Origin of the sequence: Winogradskyella vidalii, assembly GCF_013403955.1 — a bacterium.
GTDB lineage: Bacteria > Bacteroidota > Bacteroidia > Flavobacteriales > Flavobacteriaceae > Winogradskyella > Winogradskyella vidalii.
The window spans coordinates 1089998-1110878 of record NZ_JABFDG010000001.1 but is presented as its reverse complement, the minus strand read 5'-3'; the positions used below and the strand labels follow the sequence as shown (position 1 = coordinate 1110878).

23 protein-coding genes are annotated in these 20881 nt (G+C 33.6%); 12 read left to right on the top strand and 11 right to left on the bottom strand.

Annotation, left to right across the window (positions count from 1 at the left end; translation table 11 throughout):
* Positions 1–16 precede the first annotated feature (16 nt).
* Together HM982_RS04655 and HM982_RS04650 are read left to right on the top strand one after the other, a co-directional pair.
* Positions 17–643, top strand: a complete 627-nt coding sequence (locus HM982_RS04655; protein ID WP_179351946.1) for a WbqC family protein — start codon at positions 17–19, stop codon at positions 641–643.
* A 7-nt stretch (positions 644–650) separates the two neighbouring features.
* The gene (locus HM982_RS04650) at positions 651–959 is read left to right on the top strand and encodes a DUF6122 family protein (protein WP_179351945.1); all 309 of its coding nucleotides are present in this window, start codon (positions 651–653) and stop codon (positions 957–959) included.
* On the opposite strand, the gene HM982_RS04645 is transcribed toward HM982_RS04650, so the two are convergent.
* The 8 genes from HM982_RS04645 to HM982_RS04610 form a co-directional block, all read right to left on the bottom strand.
* Entirely contained in the window at positions 951–1721 is a 771-nt protein-coding gene (locus tag HM982_RS04645; RefSeq protein ID WP_246296567.1) for an endonuclease/exonuclease/phosphatase family protein, read from the bottom strand. The genes HM982_RS04650 and HM982_RS04645 overlap by 9 nt on opposite strands.
* A 257-nt stretch (positions 1722–1978) precedes the next feature.
* Positions 1979–2851: a rhomboid family protein gene (locus HM982_RS04640; protein WP_179351943.1), complete on the bottom strand. Its 873-nt coding sequence runs from the start codon at positions 2849–2851 to the stop codon at positions 1979–1981.
* A gap of 1 nt (position 2852) precedes the next feature.
* A complete protein-coding gene (locus HM982_RS04635) occupies positions 2853–3674 on the bottom strand; it encodes a rhomboid family intramembrane serine protease (protein ID WP_179351942.1) in 822 nt (273 codons plus the stop codon).
* A gap of 3 nt (positions 3675–3677) precedes the next feature.
* Entirely contained in the window at positions 3678–5537 is a 1860-nt protein-coding gene (gene mutL / locus HM982_RS04630) for a DNA mismatch repair endonuclease MutL (protein ID WP_179351941.1), read from the bottom strand.
* Positions 5537–5821, bottom strand: a complete 285-nt coding sequence (locus HM982_RS04625; protein ID WP_179351940.1) for a riboflavin synthase subunit beta — start codon at positions 5819–5821, stop codon at positions 5537–5539. Before HM982_RS04625 ends, mutL begins: the two co-directional genes overlap by 1 nt.
* A gap of 7 nt (positions 5822–5828) precedes the next feature.
* Positions 5829–6044 (bottom strand): hypothetical protein, encoded by a 216-nt coding sequence (locus HM982_RS04620; protein WP_179351939.1) that lies wholly within the window; start codon positions 6042–6044, stop codon positions 5829–5831.
* 250 nt (positions 6045–6294) lie between these two features.
* Entirely contained in the window at positions 6295–6780 is a 486-nt protein-coding gene (ribH, locus tag HM982_RS04615) for a 6,7-dimethyl-8-ribityllumazine synthase (RefSeq protein WP_179351938.1), read from the bottom strand.
* A gap of 3 nt (positions 6781–6783) precedes the next feature.
* On the bottom strand, positions 6784–7548 hold the full coding sequence (locus tag HM982_RS04610; RefSeq protein ID WP_179351937.1) for a tetratricopeptide repeat protein: 765 nt from the start codon (positions 7546–7548) through the stop codon (positions 6784–6786).
* Between the two features lie 139 nt (positions 7549–7687).
* Between HM982_RS04610 and recF the strand changes: the two genes are divergently transcribed.
* The 8 genes from recF (at position 7688) to HM982_RS04570 (ending at position 14325) form a co-directional block, all read left to right on the top strand.
* Positions 7688–8767: a DNA replication/repair protein RecF gene (gene recF, locus HM982_RS04605; RefSeq protein WP_179351936.1), complete on the top strand. Its 1080-nt coding sequence runs from the start codon at positions 7688–7690 to the stop codon at positions 8765–8767.
* Between the two features lie 3 nt (positions 8768–8770).
* Positions 8771–9235 (top strand): lipocalin family protein, encoded by a 465-nt coding sequence (locus tag HM982_RS04600; protein WP_179351935.1) that lies wholly within the window; start codon positions 8771–8773, stop codon positions 9233–9235.
* 33 nt (positions 9236–9268) lie between these two features.
* Positions 9269–9565 carry a DUF721 domain-containing protein gene (locus HM982_RS04595; protein WP_179351934.1) on the top strand — a complete coding sequence of 99 codons (297 nt, stop codon included), beginning with the start codon at positions 9269–9271 and terminating at the stop codon, positions 9563–9565.
* 218 nt (positions 9566–9783) lie between these two features.
* Positions 9784–12195 carry a penicillin acylase family protein gene (locus tag HM982_RS04590; RefSeq protein WP_179351933.1) on the top strand — a complete coding sequence of 804 codons (2412 nt, stop codon included), beginning with the start codon at positions 9784–9786 and terminating at the stop codon, positions 12193–12195.
* Positions 12195–12554: a hypothetical protein gene (locus HM982_RS04585; protein WP_179351932.1), complete on the top strand. Its 360-nt coding sequence runs from the start codon at positions 12195–12197 to the stop codon at positions 12552–12554. The genes HM982_RS04590 and HM982_RS04585 overlap by 1 nt, the downstream gene beginning before the upstream one ends.
* Positions 12555–12611: 57 nt before the next feature.
* On the top strand, positions 12612–13196 hold the full coding sequence (locus HM982_RS04580; RefSeq protein WP_179351931.1) for a CHAP domain-containing protein: 585 nt from the start codon (positions 12612–12614) through the stop codon (positions 13194–13196).
* Between the two features lie 198 nt (positions 13197–13394).
* Positions 13395–13664 (top strand): hypothetical protein, encoded by a 270-nt coding sequence (locus HM982_RS04575; protein WP_179351930.1) that lies wholly within the window; start codon positions 13395–13397, stop codon positions 13662–13664.
* 70 nt (positions 13665–13734) lie between these two features.
* Positions 13735–14325 (top strand): type 1 periplasmic binding fold superfamily protein, encoded by a 591-nt coding sequence (locus HM982_RS04570; RefSeq protein WP_179351929.1) that lies wholly within the window; start codon positions 13735–13737, stop codon positions 14323–14325.
* A gap of 83 nt (positions 14326–14408) precedes the next feature.
* Here the strand turns inward: HM982_RS04570 and HM982_RS04565 are convergent, their stop codons facing one another.
* Positions 14409–15881, bottom strand: a complete 1473-nt coding sequence (locus tag HM982_RS04565; protein WP_179351928.1) for a T9SS type A sorting domain-containing protein — start codon at positions 15879–15881, stop codon at positions 14409–14411.
* Between the two features lie 360 nt (positions 15882–16241).
* On the opposite strand from HM982_RS04565, the gene HM982_RS04560 reads away from it, so the two are divergent.
* A complete protein-coding gene (locus HM982_RS04560; RefSeq protein WP_179351927.1) occupies positions 16242–16802 on the top strand; it encodes a type 1 glutamine amidotransferase domain-containing protein in 561 nt (186 codons plus the stop codon).
* A gap of 150 nt (positions 16803–16952) precedes the next feature.
* Here HM982_RS04560 and HM982_RS04555 read toward each other — a convergent pair whose 3' ends face one another.
* The gene (locus HM982_RS04555; protein WP_179351926.1) at positions 16953–17885 is read right to left on the bottom strand and encodes a peptidylprolyl isomerase; all 933 of its coding nucleotides are present in this window, start codon (positions 17883–17885) and stop codon (positions 16953–16955) included.
* Positions 17886–18049: 164 nt separating this feature from the next.
* On the opposite strand from HM982_RS04555, the gene HM982_RS04550 reads away from it, so the two are divergent.
* Positions 18050–18502: a hypothetical protein gene (locus HM982_RS04550; protein ID WP_179351925.1), complete on the top strand. Its 453-nt coding sequence runs from the start codon at positions 18050–18052 to the stop codon at positions 18500–18502.
* An 89-nt stretch (positions 18503–18591) separates the two neighbouring features.
* On the opposite strand, the gene HM982_RS04545 is transcribed toward HM982_RS04550, so the two are convergent.
* Entirely contained in the window at positions 18592–20793 is a 2202-nt protein-coding gene (locus HM982_RS04545) for an ATP-dependent DNA helicase RecQ (RefSeq protein WP_179351924.1), read from the bottom strand.
* Between the last annotated feature and the right edge of the window lie 88 nt (positions 20794–20881).

Sequence of the window (20881 nt, the reverse complement as noted above, 5' to 3'; positions counted from 1 at the left end):
ATCGATTTCCTACAACATGACTAGTCTCATCTACCCCACATATTTTCCTAATATTGCACACATAGGGGCTATGGTAAATTCAGACGATGTTTATTTTGAAGTGTCCGATAATTACCAAAAACAATCGTATAGAAATCGCACTGAAATTTATGGAGCTAATGGAAAACTCGCACTCACTGTTCCCGTGAGTTACACCCAGAAAAACAGACAGCTTTATAGGGATGTAAAAATTGCTAATGAAGAACAATGGCAACTTCAACATTTAAAATCCTTACAATCGGCTTATAGCATGTCTCCTTTTTTTGAATACTATATCGACGATTTAATGCCACTTTTCGAAAAACAATTCGATTATATATTAGACTTTAATTTAGGGTGTTTTGATTTACTTTCAGAATGCTTACAGCTAGATAATTCTCCTTTACACACTGCTATTTTTGAAAAAACACCAACAGGTAAAACCGATTATAGAAATTTGGTGAAACGTAATTTTAAAGTACAATCACTTCAACCTTATACGCAAGTTTTCACAGAAAAACATGGCTTTATTTCTAATCTTAGTGTTTTAGATTTATTGTTTAACGAAGGTCCTAATACAGAATTATATTTAAAGAAACAAGCCCGTATTATTCAAACACTGTAAAGAATTTATGCTTCAATCATTTATCCATTACGGTATTCATTTTGGCTTACCTTTAGTTATTGCCATTTTATGCTACAAAACGTATTGGCTAAAAGCATATGGCATTATGATGTTAGGGATGCTGATTGATTTAGACCATTTATTAGCTAGCCCGATTTTTGAAGCCAACCGTTGCAGCATCAATTTTCATCCGCTTCACTCCTACTATGCGATTGCAATATATGTTCTTTTACTACTTTCTAAGAAAACCCGATTTATAGGGTTAGGCTTAGTGGCACACATTATCGCGGACACCGTAGATTGCTGGTTAATGTAATTTTAAAGTCGTTTTTATAGGATAGTGATCCGAAAGTTTGATATCAAAGGTTTGAAAACCATTGACTGTAAAGTCTTCATCTACTAAAATAAAATCGATTCGCATTGGAAAAAATTTAAAATCATACGTTCTCCCAAAACCATTACTAGCGGCTTCAAAAGTATCTTTTAAATCATCCCCTTTAATTTTCTTGTAGATATAAGAATAAGCGGTGTTATTAAAATCACCTGTAACAATGGTTCTGTAATTCGTTTTAGATTTATGCGCTAAAAACAATTCTACTTGATCTTGTTGCGTTTTAAATGTTGACCCTACCTGTTTAAATAAGTGTCCCGAAGTTTCCTTTTTAAGCTTTTCTACATCGGTTTCAATTCCTGAAGATTGTAAGTGGAAATTATAAACTCTAATTGTATCGTTTTGCTTTACAACATCAATAAAAATACCATTATTGTAAGTGTTTTCAAATTCAAGTGAACCAGAATTTACAATTGGAAATTTAGAAAGTAGCGTAAGCCCCCCCTTGACGTTTTCAGTATAAGTTGCATTGTAATTAAAGTAGCCCGCTATACTTATAGGGTTTGCTCGAGGATATTCTTGAAGGCTTAGAATATCAGGTTGATGCTTTTCTATAAACTCAACTGTTTTTGATTTAACGTCATCAATAGGAATCCAATTAAACTTATTAAACAACCGAACATTAAAAGACATCACCGAAAAATTAGCATCATCTTCAATGTTAGTTGTAGAAGTAAAATTATACATTGAATTAATGTAGTTTATACCTAACAATAGCACGACGAGAGATAAAATAAATTGTTTTCTTACTCGAAGTAACCAATATATACAAAAGACAACATTGAGAATTATAAGTAAAGGCACACCCAAACTTAAAACTGATAGTGTTGCAAAGCTTTTTGGTGGAATGTAGGGTAAGATGTAAGAAATAAGCAATAAAAATGCAACCAACGAATTGATTGAAAATATAATTTTACTACTAAACCTTAACCCCTTCACTGTAATTAATCTTTTCCTGCTTTAAAAAGAAATGCTTTTTCATCTGCTGATAAACTATCATAACCACTCTTGCTTATTTTATCGAGAATAGCATCTATTTTCTTCTGTTTATCTAACGCATCAGACTTAGTTTTAGTCTTATAAGATGTTGAACTTTTTGTTTTCGTTTTATGAACTGTCTTTAAATTTGATTTAGGTTTAAACCAACCAACAACCGTATCCATTGTGCGTTCAAAACCAGTACCTATATCAGTACCTTTCATCAATTTGGTAGCATATAAATACCCTAAGATATACCCACCAAAATGCGCCATATAACCGCCTTGGTTCTGACCTAACAACACTCTAATTAAATCTAAGGCTACAAAAACTATAGCTATATGTTTCCATTTGACATTAAAAGCATTGAACAATCGGATTTCGGTATTCGGCATGTAAGCTGCTACAAAAAGTAATAAGGCACTAACTCCTGCTGATGCACCAACCAGCACACCTCTTCCACTAAAAAAAGCTGTGGGTACTAAGTTAGTAAAAGCTAAATAAGCCAACCCGCCAAAAATGATACCCAAAAAGTAAATATTGAGCACCATTTTAGTCCGAAATAAATTTGTAGTGATGCGTGATAAATAATAGAGAAACAACATATTAAATATCAAATGGAATAAATCATAATGCAAAAACCCATAAGTAATTAAACTCCACGGTTGCAAAACAAAATCCATAGCACCAGATGGTAGTTCAAAATATGTGAACATATCAAAACGCAATAGCGATTTAAATACGAGCGCAATAATAAACACCACAACGTTAATCGCTATGATTTTACCAAAAACATCGAGATTATTAAACTTATATTTTAAATCTTGAACTGTACTCATATTAATTCCAGCGGTATTTATTCATATCATTTTTTTTCCAATACCACATAATTAAAAAACCAATAACAGCACCGCCAACATGCGCCATATATGCGGTATTACTTGGACTAAAGAAGGATGTTCCGGTGACAGCTGAGATAACATCTAATAAAATAATTCCAGGAATAAAATACTTTGCTTTAATTGGAATTGGTAAGAAAATCATCATTAATTCAGCATTAGGATTCATCATTCCAAAAGCTGCTAATATTCCCATTATACAACCTGATGCTCCAACCATGGCACTTCGGTTTAAAACATTCAAATCAAATAAAGCTTTAAAACTATCATTAGAAATGGTTGACGTAAAGTTAGCCTCATTTAATAAAGGTATCATTCTCTGATGAAGAATTTCACCTTGAATATAATCACCTGAAGACGCATCAATATTCATAATACGATGTAAAAGATCACTATCTATATTTAAATCAGCTATAACTTGCATCGCTGAAAAATAATCGACCGCATAATACCCTAACTGAAATAACAAGGCTCCAAAACCAGCCGAAAAATATACAAATAGAAACTTTTTGGTGCCTAAGCGCTGTTCAACAGGTGTCCCAAACATCCAAAGGGCAAACATGTTAAATAACAAGTGTGCAGGACTTCCGTGCATAAACATATGTGTTACCACTTGCCAAGGTTGAAACAAATCGTTTGTTGGAAAATACATTGTAAATAACCGATTAAACAATTCGCCATCGCCTAAAGTTACGGTTCCAATGAACATCACAACATTTATAATTAATAAATGTTTTACGCCATCTGTTATACTAAATCTCATAGGTTACATAAATTTTTTTTCAATATCATCAACTGCCATCGTAATAAATGTGGGTCTATTGGTCGGTGATACATTGGGTTCTTTACATGCAAACAAACTGTTTACCATGTGTTCTTGTTCTGTACTGCTTAAGGATTGCCCGTTTTTAATCGCTAAACTCTTAGCCATTGATTTAGCTAATAAGTCGGCAGCACTAAAATTAGTTTCTGGCAAATCATTTTCTACATCACTAATCAGTTGCTCTAAAATAATAGACACTTCACTTTCTGGAACACCTACAGGAACTCCTGTTATAATAATTTCTTTTGTATTTAATTCTGAAAACACAAATCCGGTATGTTCTAAATCGGTTTTTAAATCCTCAATAATTTTAGTCTCGTTAGGTGTAAAATGTAACTGCAAAGGAAATAATAATTGCTGACTTGTGGCTTCTTTAACTGTAATATGCTTTAAAAAATTTTCATACAGAACCCGTTGATGCGCTTTATTTTGATCTATAATTAACATCCCCGATTTTAAAGTACTAACGATATATTTTTGTTGTAGTTGAAAGGTTGATTTTTTTGTTTCTATAGATGAATCACTAAATATGGATTCATTTTTAGAATCACTTTCAAAAGTAACTTCACTAAAATCAGACTGAGCAGTATTTCCCTTAGACTCTAAGCCCACATACAAACTTTCCCAAGATGCTGCAGGTTCAGATTTAAATCCTGTATTACGACTTACAGACTGTGGTTTCCCTGCAGAATCATCTGAAAATGGATTATAATTCCGATCCACTTCAATGGCTGGAGTCGCTGCAGATTTATCTTTGTAATTGTAAGGTGTATTTAAACTACTCTGGTGTTCAAAATCTAAAACTGGAGCAATATTAAATTGTCCTAAACTATGTTTTACAGCTGAACGCAATATGGCATAAAGTGTATGCTCATCATCAAATTTAATCTCTGTTTTTGTTGGGTGAATATTAATATCTATGGATTTTGGATCCACCGTAAGATTTAGAAAATAACTCGGATGATATCCATCCTTCAACAAGCCTTCAAAAGCCGATTTTATAGCATGGTTTAGATAAGGACTTTTTATAAAACGTTGATTGACAAAAAAGAACTGTTCCGATTTTGTTTTTTTAGAAAATGTAGGCTTACCTACAAATCCTGAAATTTTTAAAACCTCTGTTTCTTCTTCAACAGGTACTAATTTCTCGTTAGTCTTTGTCCCAAAAATATGAACAACACGCTGTCTGTAGTTCTCTTGTGGCACATTAAACAAATCACTACCATTATGATAAAAGGAAAAACCAATATTGGGATGCGCTAAAGCAACACGATGAAACTCATCTGTGATATGACGCAATTCTACGGTATCTGATTTTAAGAAATTTCGTCGCGCGGGAATATTAAAAAACAAATGCTTCACCGAAACGGATGTTCCTGTTGGTGTTACGGTAACTTCTTGAGATTTCACCTCACTGCCTTCTATAACAATGGTTGTGCCTAAATCGTCTTCACCTTGTTTAGTTTTTAACTCCACATGTGCAATTGCAGCAATACTTGCTAATGCCTCACCTCTAAAGCCTTTTGTATTTAATTGAAATAAATCTTCAGCTGCCTGGATTTTTGAAGTGGCATGACGCTCAAAGCTGAGTCTGGCATCGGTAACACTCATCCCCTTGCCGTTATCAATAACTTGAACTAGCGTTTTACCAGCATCTTTAATAATAAGTTTTATTTCAGTCGCATTGGCATCTATAGCATTTTCTAGTAATTCTTTAACTACTGAAGCTGGACGCTGAACCACCTCACCTGCTGCAATTTGATTGGCAACATGGTCGGGTAAAAGTTGAATAATATCTGACATTAGTTTTTGGGAAAGAAAATAGTAAGGTCGAAACCAATAATAAACAAAAACAACAATACTAAAATTGCTACGATTATTAAAACACGCTTATTAACATTATCATCCTGATTATGCTTATAATCATCTAAAGCTGCGTTTAATTTTCCTTTAAATCCTTTGGCAGGATTTACTGTTGTTCTATAATCATCAAATTTATGTTTAAGCTCATAAGGACTCCCTTCACCTTTATAATAACGTGGTTTATAATTATACTTTCTATTTTTTTTCGTTTTCAATAATCCCATAATATCCTTATTTAATATAGCCTTCGAGAATATAATACAAAATAAAAATTGAAAATAACATCACAACTAAAACCACTAAAGTGTTTAATTGGCTCCCACTACGTTTTGATGTGCCTTTAACTTCACTCCATTTTGACTCTAAACCATCTTTTAACTTTGTTTCTTCGGAATCCTGAAAGCGTGGTTTGTATGTAAAACGTTTATTTTTTCTTTGCTTAAACAATTAACCTCTAAATTAAACTTGATTACTACTACTTAATGAATTTTAAATGAACACTAATTTGAATTGTTAGATTATTTCAAATCCATTCCGTGTAAACTCAAAAGTAAAGAAAATACAAGGAAAAATCACTTAAGGATTCCTTAAAATTATAAACAAAAAGAATGCCAGAGTTTGTAGGCACTGGCAAAATTAAACGTCAATTATACCAAGACAGTACAACTGAAAAGGTTATAAAAATGGAAACAACTGCTTACTGCTTATTTAAAAAAGCCATCTTAATTGCAGCCACTGCAGCTTCTGTCCCTTTATTACCGTGTTTACCACCAGAGCGGTCAATAGATTGCTGAATATTATTATCTGTAAGCACACAGAAAATGACCGGTGTATCATTGATGATATTTAAATCTTTAATGCCTTGTGTAACACCTTCGCAAACAAAATCGAAATGTTTTGTTTCTCCTTGTATTACAGAACCTATAGCGATAATAGCATCAAATATTTTAGGTTGCTGCATTTTTTTACAGCCATAAATAAGCTCAAAACTACCAGGTACATTCCAACGTACAATATGATCCTCTATAGCACCACAATCTAAAAGCGCTTCTTTGGCACCTTTATATAAGCCTTCGGTAATAGTGTCATTCCATTCTGAAACAACAATCCCAAACCGAAAGTCTTTCGCGTTTGGGATTGATGCTTTATCGTATTCTGATAAATTATGATTTTCGGTTGCCATATTTTACAAGCTTGCTTCTACTTTTCCAATTAAAACATCAGCATCTCCAGCTTCATTAGATGAAGAAAATTCAGTTTTAATACGCTCTAAATAACCTAGAGCTTTACTATTTTGGTCTAAACTAATCGCGATTCTTGCCGCCTTCATTAAATATAGAGGCGTTGTAAATTCGTTTACATCTGCTTTAAAAGCATTTTCATAATAACCTAAAGCTTCTTCTGGCTGCTCTAATTGAACAAAAGCATCTCCAATAGCACCTTTAGCAATAGGGTCTAGCATTTTATCATCACTAGAAAAATCGCTTAAATGCGTTACAGCATTTTGGTAATCTCTTAGATTTAAATATGCCATACCAGCATAATAGTTAGCCAAATTGGCTGCAGGTGTTCCGCCATACTCATTAATAATATCGAGCATACCGTACTTTCCTTCACCACCTTCTAAAGACATTCTATAAAGTGAGTCTGATGATATACCATTAACAGCATCATCAAAATATTTTTTAGCCATGTACATTTCGTTCATTGCCTCTTTTTGCTGTGGTTCTGCTACAATTTTATTGTAACCTAAATAACCTAAAACTACTACAGCTATCGCAGCAACGACACCAATAATATATTTTTGGTTTCTTACAACCCATTCTTCAGTTCGGGAAGCACCTTCATCTAAGGAATTAAATACCTCAGCTGTTGTTGAATCATCTTCAACAATTTCTTCCTTCTCTTTTTTAGTTTTTGGTTTGTAGCCTCTTTTCTTATACGTTGCCATAACTTGTCATTTTGTGCGTGCGCAAAAATAAAATTTTTATTGGGATTTAAAAGCCTATTTATTTGTTATTTTTGAATAATTATTTACAAGTCTAAAAGCTTTGCTACTTCAGTAAAATCAAGCAAATTTTTCGCTTTTCATGAATCTAAACACACTATCTTTAGTTAATTATAAAAATTTTGAAAGTCAGGTTTTCGATTTCGACGTCAAAATCAACTGTTTTGTTGGTGCAAATGGCATCGGAAAAACAAATGCATTAGACGCCATTTACCATTTAGCTTTCGGAAAAAGTTACTTTAACCCTATCGCTGTTCAAAATATTAATCATAATGCTGAGTTTTTTGTTGTTGATGGAAATTTCACTAAAAATGACCGTGACGAAAAAATTATTGTTTCCCTAAAGCGTGGACAAAAAAAGGTTATTAAACGAAACAGTAAGGCTTACGAAAAATTCAGTGAGCATATTGGCTTTATTCCTTTAGTTATAATTTCGCCTGCAGATCGCGATTTAATTATAGAAGGTAGTGATACACGGCGTAAGTTTATAGATAGTGTAATTTCACAAAGTGATAAAACCTACCTAACAGAACTTATCAGTTATAATAAGGTATTAGCGCAACGTAACGCTTTATTAAAATATTTTGCATTAAACAATACCTTTAATGCCGATACACTTGCAATATACAATGACCAATTACACACCTTTGGAAGTGAAATTTTTAAGAAACGAGATGCATTCCTAAAGACTTTCATCCCTATATTTAAATCGCGCTACGAAGCCATTAGCCAAAGTAAAGAAGCTATCAACCTTACTTATAAAAGTGATTTGTTTGATACGGAATTAAAAGAATTATTAAACAGAAACATTAATAAGGACAAAGGCTTACAGTACACAAGCGTTGGCACCCATAAAGATGACTTGGTGTTTTTGATTGACGAATTTCCAATTAAGAAATTTGGAAGTCAAGGGCAACAAAAATCGTTTTTAATAGCCTTAAAGTTGGCACAATTCGACTTTATAAAACAGCAAAGTGGTGTTGCCCCTATATTACTTTTAGATGATATTTTTGATAAGTTAGATGAAAACCGTGTGGCACAGATTATGAATCTGGTTGATGATGAGCACTTTGGTCAAATTTTCATCAGCGACACTCATGCTGAACGTACTGAAGATGTGATAAAGCAAACCCATCAATCCTATAAAATTTTTAAACTTTAAGAGATGAAAGCACGACGCACAACAACTTCCCGTAATTTCTTCCGTTGGAAATCTACGCTTATAGTTGCTATTGGACTGTTAGTTCTTAGCTGCTCTAAAAACCCAGAAAACTATATCCAGCATTTAGAAGGCTATTGGGAAATACAAGAAGTCACCATGGCAGATGGCAGTAAAAAAGAGTATAAGTTCAACGAAACTATAGACTACATCAGTGTTAATGATAGTTTAAAGGGGTATAGAAAAAAACTAAAACCAGGAATTAATGACACTTATTTTACGTCTGAAGATGCGGAAAACATTCAATTAAAAATTGAAGACAACCAATTAAATATGTATTATACGACGCCTTATGCTAATTGGAAAGAAACCGTATTGGAGGCCACTTCAGAACAGCTTCGCGTGATTAATGAAGATGAAAATGTGTATCTTTATAAACGCTATGTTCCAATAAAATTAGATTTAGAATAATAAAAAAAGATGACCGCTTTGGCGGCAATGATTATGGCAAAACGAAAGAACGACAATCAACCTATTGAAGATATTTTAAAAGAATTCGTCCAAACCAACAATTTACAATCGGGTTTAGACAAGGTAGATGTGCGTGAAGCTTGGGCAAATTTAATGGGAAATGGTGTCAATAATTACACTACAGCTATAGAATTAAAACACGAAACACTCTATGTACAACTCAGCTCTAGTGTATTACGTGAAGAATTAAGCTACGGTACCGAAAAAATCATAAAAATGCTTAATGAATCACTTAGAAAAGAAGTGGTTAAGAAGTTAATACTTCGGTAGTTTTTTTTGCTAGTGATTGGTGGTTAGTGAGAAAATATTAAAATTTAGTTACTAGCCTTATTTTTCTTTGCGACTTTGCGACTTTGCGGATTTGCGTGATATTTTTTTATGAAGCGCTATGCAAACTCATTGTATCGCCGTGTGATTTAATTCGTATGAATCATATCTAACCTTAGTTTATATTTTCCTATTTTTAAGTCCGACTATAATTCTATTTCATGAAGTATTTCAAACTGACACTATCTTTCATATTAATGATAGGTATGTTTTATGCACTCAACACTAAATTTGGTTCCATACCGCCTATCGGAAAATTTTTAAACCCTTACACGGGTGTCTGGCAAAATGAAACGGACGAATCCATTTCGGGAAATATCACGATTCCTGAATTACAAGAAAAGGTCTCCGTACACTATGATGCTGAGTTAATTCCGCACTTATTTGCACAAAACGATTTGGATTTATATCGAGCACAAGGCTATATTACGGCTAAACATCGTCTTTGGCAAATGGAGTTTCAGACCTTTGCAGCTGCTGGTCGCCTATCAGAAATCATTGGTGAAGCTGCCTTAGATTACGACAAACAAGAACGTAGGCGAGGCATGGGTTATGGTGCAGAGCAAACTCTAAAAAAAATGGCTAAAGATAAAGAAGTGATGGCTTTAGTAGAGGCCTACGCAGAGGGTGTAAATAGTTATATTTCACAATTAGCCCCTAAAGATTACCCCGTTGAATATAAGTTGCTCGACTACCAACCTGAAGTTTGGACCCCTAAGAAAACAGCCTTACTATTAATGTATATGACCAAAATGTTGGCTGGTGGTGATGAAGACATGGAAAACACTAATGCGCTACGTTTATTTGGCCAAGAACGCTTCGATTTATTATTTCCTGAATTCTTCGATAAAACAGATCCTATTATTCCTAAAGAAACAGATTGGAGTTTTATTGACGTCCCACAAACAGAAAATCCTTTTAACACACCCGTTTTAGACTCTATCTCAGAAACTATAGATAAACCAGACCCTAATTATGGGAGTAATAACTGGGCTGTTTCAAAACAAAAATCAACTTCTGGAAATGCAATTTTAGCTAACGACCCACATTTAGGTCTCAATCTACCTTCCATTTGGTTTGTAATGCAGTTGAGTACTCCGGATCATAATGCTTTTGGCGCCACATTACCGGGAGCATTAGCTGTAATTTCGGGATTTAATGAACATATTTCTTGGGGAGAAACTAATGCCACAAGAGATGTTATTGATTGGTATAAAATTGAATTTAACGACGACCGTACCCAGTACAAATTTGATAACCAATGGAAAGATGTTTCGGTTAGAGTGGAGGAGATTAAAATTAAAGGGCAACCAACCTATAAAGATTCGGTGCTTTACACCCATCATGGCCCTGTAGTGTATGACAAAAATTTTAAATCAGACAAAGCATTGGCGGGTTATGCCATGCGTTGGACCGGTCATATTCCAGGTAATGGTCAAAAAACCTTTACCGAAATGAATAAAGCCAAAAACTATGATGACTATGTTGCTGCATTAAAAAACTGGGTTGCTCCTGCACAAAATTTTGTATTTGCTTCTACTGAAGGTGATATTGCTATTTGGGTGCAAGGTCAGTTTCCTAATAAATGGGAAGGCCAAGGGAAATTTGTCATGGACGGAAGTCTACCAGAAAACGATTGGCAAAGTTTTATTCCGCAAGAATTTAATGCCCATACTAAAAATCCAGAACGTGGTTTTGTAAGTTCCGCTAATCAATCGCCCGTAGATGAAGCTTACCCTTATTTTGTTTATAATGATGGTTATGAAACTTACAGAAACCGTGTGATTAATGATTTTTTTAAGTCTAAAGAAAAATTTAGCGTTCAAGATTTTAAAGATTTACACAATAACAACTACAATCTTAAAGCCGCAGAACTAATGCCTTACATGCTAAACACCATGGATAGTTCTACACTAACCCCCGAAGAAAAAGCGATTTTTGAGATGGCTAAAAAATGGACGTACAATAATGATATGGAAGAAATCGGTCCAAGTATTTGGAAAGCCTGGTGGGATGTGTTGTACGATATGGTTTGGGATGAATTTGATATTGAAAACACAGCTGTAGATTCACCTTTTACTTATCAGACCATTTATTTATTAAAAAATAATGGTGACGATGCCTTTATGGATATTGTAGACACTCCAAAGCAAGAAACAGCAAAAGATTTATTTCATCTTAGCTTTAGCAAAGCCGTAGAAGACCTCAACAATTGGAAAACCGAAAACGGCAGCCTTAATTGGGTGAATTACAAAGGTACTTTCGCAGGACATTTACTTCAGGGCTTACCTGCTTTTTCTAGATTTGATATCCCGATTGGCGGTGGTAAAAATATCGTAAATGCAACGTCCGAAAATTGGGGGCCGTCATGGCGAATGATTGTAGAAATGACCTCACCTCCTACCGCTTTAGGCATTTACCCTGGCGGACAATCGGGTAACCCAGGGAGTAAATACTACGACAATTTTATAGACGATTGGGCCGAAGGAAAATATCACAATCTCAATTTTTTACAAAATGATAACGCAACCGATGTTATTATTGGTACACAAACCTTAACACCAATTAAATAATGAATAAAAATATTATTAATTTTATAGTAACACTTTTATTAGCCTATGGTTTATCATTCGTTTTACCTTGGTGGTCAATAATGGCAGCAGCTTCAGCGACCGCTCTTTTTATTCCTCTAAAAAAAGCAGCTGTATTTTTTATACCATTTTTAGCCATCCTAATCTTATGGTTTACCTATAGTTTTATATTGAGTAATGCTAACGACTTTACCTTAGCAAAACGTATCGCTATTCTTTTACCTTTAGGTGGCAGTTCTTATATTTTAATGCTGCTTACAGGCGCTATTGGTGGTTTAGCTGCTGGCATTTCTGCTGTATTTGGAAAACAATTAAGTTTGATTTTGCAAAAAAGTAAGTAAAAACATTTTTTTTAAGGTATCCTTATTCAGAAAATCACGAAAAACACTTCAAATAAATTGAAAAAAAGAATTTTACGCCTTTTCGGAGTACTTATATTATGTCTCGTTGGATTTTTTATATCTAAAAAAATTAATCTCAATCCGAAATATGAAGTCGGACAAAAAATAGACCAACTAAATGGTGTTGCTGTTTATTATAACGGTGGCGTAGGACATGTTGACGGTCGGCAATTAACTGATGATGGTTATAACATCGGCTTAAAATATCAATGTGTCGAATTTGTAAAACGATATTACTATGAAGCTCTACATCATAAAATGCCAAATAGTTATGGTCATGCAAAAGATTTTTTTGATCAAAACTTAAATGATGGTAACAAAAATAAACAGCGAAATTTAACGCAATTCACAAATCCTAGTCAATCGAAACCAAAAGTCAATGATTTAGTCGTTTACCAGGGCACATTGCTCAATAAATACGGCCATGTAGCAATTGTTTCTAAAGTAACCGAAAAAGAAATAGAAATTATTCAACAAAACCCTGGCCCTTTTGGAAATTCAAGAGAAAAATACAACTTGATTAATAAAGCGGAAAAATGGAAAATTGACAACAATAAAATTTTAGGTTGGTTGAGAAAATAACTAAAAAATCAAGTAGTAACGCTAACGGTTTTTCCTATTCTATGGCATCTACAGTAACTACTAAGATATAATACACTTACAAAGAGCATTTTATTATTTTAAATTATTTTGTAACTTAAAAGCACAAACCATTCAACCAAACCAGAAACAAGTTAGCATCAAATTAATTTGATGTTCAACCTAAAAAAAAGCGCAAATATGAAAACAAAATTATCGAAATTAAAAACCGATTTACAAAGTTACGCTGAGGAAGCTAATTTAACCGAATTACAGGTTATTGAAAAACTGAAAGATTACTATTTCAACAAAAAAGTAACTGAAAATTTAAAATACTATAAAAAAGGGCAAAAAAAAGTCAGTGAAATCACTAAGGATTTAAAAATTTCACCACGAAAATTTTATGCGATTTTAAAGCAAAAAAACATTGAGCATTCTACCTACAAAAAGTCAGATTCAACACAAGATTAAAACGGGTAGCATTTTGGTTCTGTTATAAACTTAAAAATACCATTTCAAAAACACTCAAATCAACTTACATATGCCATCTTTATTTAGAAATGTATTCCTCTTCACTTCAATAATAATACTTTCAGCTTGTAGTAGTGATGACAGAAATGATGATAGTGAAACTGTAAATGAGATTGAATTCATTACCACTTCCATCGTCACCATGACACCAACAGACACTAGTTTAGAACCTATTGTTTTATATAAGTATGACCAAGATGGATGGAACGGTAATCAGCATTCAGGAGAAGACGATGTTACTGGCGCTTTTGTCGCCAATATGACTTACAATTGTTCGGTGCAATTACTCAACGAAAATGTGAGTCCACCTGAAGATTTAACTTCAGAAATAATTAATGAAGGTACTGATCATATATTTATCTTCTCTCCTACGGAAGCTTCTAATATTCAAATAGCATATGCCAGTCCTTTTGATATTAACAATAAACCTATTGGCACTAATTTCACCTTAACCACAGGTAATAGTGGTTGTGTACAATTGATGTTAAGACTTTTACACAAACCTAATAAAGACGACCCAGGAATAGAAAATGGAACTTATTCCGACTTAAACAACATGGTTCTTGATGTTTCTAGTTCACATTTAGCGAATTGCTATTAGTAAACTATAAAAACTTTTAAAACAACAAAAGAGACTGCCTTTTCAGACAGCCTCTTTTTCATTTTTCTTTTTCAATAAAACGATTATTTAACAATCAGCTTTTTAACAGCCTTAGTATTGTCTCCATTTAATTCTAATACATACATACCAGAATTCAAATCAAGATTCATTTCATTAGTTCCTATCTGAAGTGTTTTCTGCAGCATGAGCTTACCGTCAATACTATACACATTCATTTGCTTAAATGATTTATTATTATCCAAAATCACTTGGCCACTCGTAGGGTTAGGATAAATGGTAATATCAACTAAAGCGAGATCTTCTACACTTAAAAAACCACAATCAACAGGGTCAAATGTCACCAGTCCTAATGTAGCATTATCATTTTGATGAGAGATTACAGCTTCAGCATCTGCTAAAGTAATTGGAGCATTAGCTTCATCCCAACAATTATGTAATGCGGTTATGGCGTTATCTGTGTTATTGAATAATGCATAAGTAAAACCGCCATTACCATTTTCTGAAAATACATTTTGTCCAACATTATCAATATCATCTCCTAAATTTATAGATGATTCTCCTTGAAGGGTAATTCCCCATAAATTTCTACGAATAGAATTGCCACTTGCTACTACAATATTGCCTTCTGAAGTTGCATTTAAAGAAATACCACTTCCACCAAGATTTGGATTTCCTTGGGTGTCATTGTCTTCAATAATATTATTTGTAACGTTAGCAGAAACATCATCACCAAGTATAGCAATACCATAACGGTTATCTCTAATAATATTATCTTCGATTACGGCATTGATAACACCACCAAAAAAATTAGATAACCCAATACCTCCAGCTTGATCTAAACTGCGATCACCTATTATTGTATTTTGAATAATTTGAATAGGGTCATCAACTAAAGTGATTCCCATATTTATTTGAGGACGGTTAGCATTTGCTTGGTTGTTACCTTCAATATAATTATTAAAAATATACGGCGACACTTCGTTAGTAGCGCCAGAACTAATAGCTGGCGTATCATTAAAACTAATTGTATTATTAGTAATTTGAGCCATACCTCTAGACAATGCAATAACGCTGCCTGTAGCCACACCTGCAACATTATTGGTTATCAAACAATTATTAATCGTAAAAGTTTCGGTAAGTACTCGCAATCCACCGCCATATTCTATGGTTGAATTTTGAATATTAATTTCCGAAAACTCTTCAAAGCGAAAACCATCATAAGGTGTAGCTGGATCAATTGCTGTAAAAGTTACAGCGTCTGAATCTACACTAAAGGTTCCCAAAACGGTAATGCGTATATCTGCACCAATTTTTAAAGTCGCATCAGAGTCTATAAGAAATGTATCCGTTGCTGAAATTGTAAGATCGTCTATTAAGGTATAAGTAGTTCCTGATACAGACATGGTTGCCGGAGTTTCAATAACTAAATCATCCAAAGTATAAGTTTCTCCTAAATCTGGTGTAATGTATTCTTGTGCCAAAAGTATATTAGCGAAGCCAAATACAAGTAATAAACTGAGTAATAGTTGTTTCATATAAGTTTGTTTTTTTTAATTTCAATAAAATTAATCAATAGTGAATGCATAGACTATTAAAAATTAGTTTTTATACTTCATATCGAATTAAATATCTACAAAACAAGATTTTACAAATCTAAAAAAATGAATGTCTCAGTTCAGTTTGAAAAATAAGCTTAATAAAAGTTTATAAATCTAAGATTTCACTGTTCCTCTCTAGTCATTTTAACACAATTTCTAGCTTTTAACACTAACACCTATTCATTTAACAAGAACTACTAAATCCAAGTTAAGAGTCCTTTCAAATTCGCTGAACCCCTAAGTATTCTTTATCTTGAAGTTGAATCGAATTATTAATGAAAAAACATAAATCATATAATGGAAAATTTAAATAGAAAGAAAGTTGCCATATTAGCAACCAATGGATTTGAAGAAAGTGAATTAAAATCGCCTTTAGATGCGTTAAAAAATGCCAATGCAGATGTGCATATCATTTCAGAAAAATCTGGAACAATTAAATCTTGGGCCAATGGTGACTGGAGTAATAGTTATGATGTAGATAAAACTATCAGTGAAGCATCTCAAGAAAACTACGATGCGCTTGTGCTACCAGGTGGCGTGATAAATCCGGATACCTTAAGACGAAATGAAGACGGTATTAGATTTATAAAGTCCTTTTTTGCAAACAAGAAGCCTGTAGGTGCCATATGCCACGCACCACAATTATTAGCAGAAGCTGATGTATTGAGTGGTAGAAAAATAACATCGTTTAGTTCTATAAAACGCGATATGGTTAATGCCGGGGCAAAATGGGAAGACAGCGAAGTAGTTGTTGATGAAGGCTTAGTAACAAGCCGAACACCAGATGATTTACCAGCATTTAATTCTAAATTAATTGAAGAGATTTATGAAGGTAAGCACCAGATGCAAACCGCATAATTGAAAACTTTAGATTAAATTACATTAAAGTGAACTTTAAAAGGTTCACTTTTTTTATATATACCAAAACCATAAATAATGACTATAAAAAAACCTCTTAAAATATTTCAAGAGGTTTTTGTATTAAATATGTAAGTCTATCAATTAAACTTATTTAGTTCCCATTAATTCTACATCAAAAATCAAAGTTGCATTTGGAGGAATTACGCCACCTGCTCCTGCTGCACCGTAAGCTAAATCACTAGGAATAACGAAACGTGCTTTGTCACCAACACTCAATAAACAGATACCTTCATCCCAACCAGAGATTACCTGACCAACACCAACTTGGAAATCTAGAGGTGAATTTCTTTTGTACGAAGAATCAAAAACAGTGCCGTCAGCTAATTGCCCTTTGTAATGCACAGAAACCATTTGTCCTTTTTCTGCTTTTTTACCTTCACCTTTTTGAATGATTTTGTAACGTAAACCAGATGCCGTTTCTTCAAAACCTGCAGCTAATTTATCTAATTCTGCTCGTGCAGCTTCACGTTCTGCAGCGATACGCTTTTCGCGAGATCCTTCAAAAGTTCTAAACGCCTCAATAGCATTAAACTTTTCTGCAGCATCACCTTGTCTTATAATCTCAAGACTTTCAATAATATCACCTTGAGCAATAGCATCTACAATATCTTGTCCTTCAACAACATTTCCAAATACAGTATGTTTATTATCTAACCAATCGGTTGCAATGTGTGTAATGTAAAATTGACTTCCGTTAGTCCCAGGACCTGCGTTAGCCATAGCTAAAACACCAGGACCATCATGTTTTAAATCAGGATGAAATTCATCATCAAATTTATAACCAGGATTTCCGCTTCCTGTTCCTTGTGGACAGCCTCCTTGAATCATAAAATCTGGAATCACTCTATGAAACTTTAAACCATCATAATATGGATTACCTTGAGGTTTAGCCGAGTTTTCTAAATTCCCTTCTGCTAAAGCCACAAAATTTCCAACTGTTCCTGGAGTTTTTTCAAACTCTAAATTCACTAATATTTCACCTTTTGAAGTGTTGAATTTTGCGTATAAACCGTCTTGCATTGTGTTTTATTTTGTTTAAGGCTGCAAAGATAGTCAATGATTTACGAATTACGAATTTAGATTTAAGATTTGATACTTATTAAACAAAATGATAGAAAATGGCATACAGGAATTCAATAATTTGCTGTTTGAATTAATAAGTTTAGTTTTGAAAAAAATATGACATGGCATTTTTATCAAAACTCTTCGGTTCTAAGACTTCTGAAAAAACCTCAACTGGTGACACTATTGAAGCGATTATAAATGATGTAGAAAACAAACCTTTTGGTGTTTCTGAAAGTAATGTCCTTTATGCTGGATTGAATGAATTGGGCGGTTATTTCTTCTTCCAAACGGTTATTGTAGGCCAATTATCTGTTAAGTCTAAAACTGGTGCCACACTAGCTTTTATTGGAGATGATTTTAAATTAAACTTAAATTCAGATATGCCCGAATTTGAATCTGAAAACTCTGATATTAAAGGTCGAAATGTGACTAAAATTGATTTTCAGATTGAAGAAAGTGATGTGAAACATCTAGAGAATGCAACACTTAGAAGCATTCAGCTTAAAGTAAAAAAACACGATATTTTGTTTAGTAAATACGTTGTTATTGATGCTACTGATGAAGAAGAATAATAAAAATGAGTTCGTCAGTTTAAATGGTATGTAACTCACTCAAACTGACGTAGATTATTTAATTAAAAACAAAGACTGAGGAATAAGATCTAGTTAGCCACCTCACTCATAAATTTTATACGGTATAAGCGTAATTCTTCATCGTCGTATTCGCCATCAAACTCTTCAATTGCATCGGAAATTTTATCACTTTCAGTCTCCATAAAATAATCGTGAATCTCTTCCTGTTGATCTTCATCTAAGATATCATCGAGCCAGTAGCTAATATTTAGCTTCGTTCCTGAAAACACAATAGATTCCATTTCTTTAATAAAGGTATTCATTTCCATCCCTTTAGAAGAGGCAATATCGCTTAAAGGTAATTTTCGGTCAACATTTTGAATGATGTATAATTTTAAAGCCGAGTTGGTCCCTGTAGATTTTACCACCATATCATCTGGTCTCATTATATCGTTATCTTCAACATAGTCTGCAATTAAGCCTACAAAATCTTTACCATATTTTTTAGCTTTACTTTCTCCAACACCATGAACATTTGATAATTCTACTATAGAAACAGGATATTTTAAAGCCATATCTTCTAATGACGGGTCCTGAAAAATAACAAAAGGAGGCACTCCTAATTTTTTAGCATTTCGCTTACGTAAATCCTTAAGCATGCTCATCAATTTTTCGTCTGCAACACCGCCGCCACCTTTGGCTTTAGTGATAATACCATCATTAGAATTTTCGTCAAAAACGTGATCTTCAGCCATTAAAAAAGATTCCGGCGTATTGATGAAATCAGCACCTTTAGGACTCAACCTTAAAACACCGTAGGTTTCAATATCTTTCTTTAAATAACCTGCTACTAAAACTTGACGAATAAGCGCCATCCAATAGCGTTTATCTTTAGCTTTACCTATTCCAAAAAAGTCTTGAGTATCTGTTTTATGCGATGTTATCAGCGCATTTGAATTACCGACAAGTACCTGTACTAAATCTTTAGACTTATACTTTTCATTAGTTCTTTTTACGGTATCTAAAAGAATCTTAACATCATCTTTAGCTTCAACTTGCTTTTTAGGATGACGTACATTATCATCCATATCACCGCCTTCACCGGTTTCGGTATCAAATTCTTCTCCAAAATAATGCAAAATAAATTTACGTCGAGATACTGACGTTTCTGCAAAAGCCACAACTTCCTGTAAAAGTGCATGTCCAATTTCTTGTTCTGCAACAGGTTTTCCTGCCATAAACTTTTCAAGCTTCTCAATATCTTTATAAGCATAATAAGCCAAACAATGGCCTTCGCCACCATCACGACCTGCTCTACCAGTTTCTTGGTAGTAACTTTCTATACTTTTAGGAATATCGTGATGAATTACAAAACGCACATCAGGTTTATCAATTCCCATCCCAAAGGCAATAGTTGCGACTACAACATCGGTATCTTCCATTAAAAACATATCCTGATGCTTCACTCTAGTTTTAGCATCGAGACCAGCGTGATAAGGTACGGCTTTAACCCCATTAACCTGAAGGACTTGTGCCAATTCTTCAACCCGCTTTCGACTTAAACAGTAGATAATCCCTGATTTCCCTTCATTCTGTTTTACAAAACGAATAATATCAGAATCTACATTTTTAGTTTTAGGACGTACCTCATAGTAAAGATTAGGTCTATTAAATGACGCTTTAAAGGTTATGGCTTTGGGCATTCCCAAACTCTTTAAAATATCCTCTTGTACTTTAGGTGTAGCGGTAGCGGTTAGCCCAACAATAGGAATATCATCTCCTATACGTTTTATAATAGTCTTAAGATTTCTGTATTCGGGTCTAAAATCGTGACCCCACTCACTAATACAGTGAGCTTCATCTACCGCCATAAAAGATATTTTGACCGTTCTTAAAAAGTCAACATACTCTTCTTTAGTCAGCGATTCTGGTGCAACATAAAGTAGTTTTGTTATACCATTAGTAATATCGTCTTTTACACGTTTTACTTCTGTTTTATTCAGTGAAGAATTTAAAACATGTGCGACGCCTTCATGTTCAGACACCGCCCTTATGGCGTCAACTTGGTTTTTCATCAGTGCAATTAAAGGCGACACTACAATGGCAGTTCCCTCTTTAATCAACGCTGGTAGTTGATAACATAACGATTTTCCGCCACCAGTTGGCATAATAACAAACGTGTTATTACCGGCTACGACGTTCTTAATTACTTCTTCTTGAAGACCTTTAAATCCTGAAAATCCAAAGTGCTTTTTTAAAGCGGCGTGTAAGTCAATTTCTGCAATACTCATTAATCCCTATTGGTATTTTATATACATTTGCAACATCTTTAAAGATAACAATTTCTTTAAATTTAAAAAACTCAATAAATCATAAGTT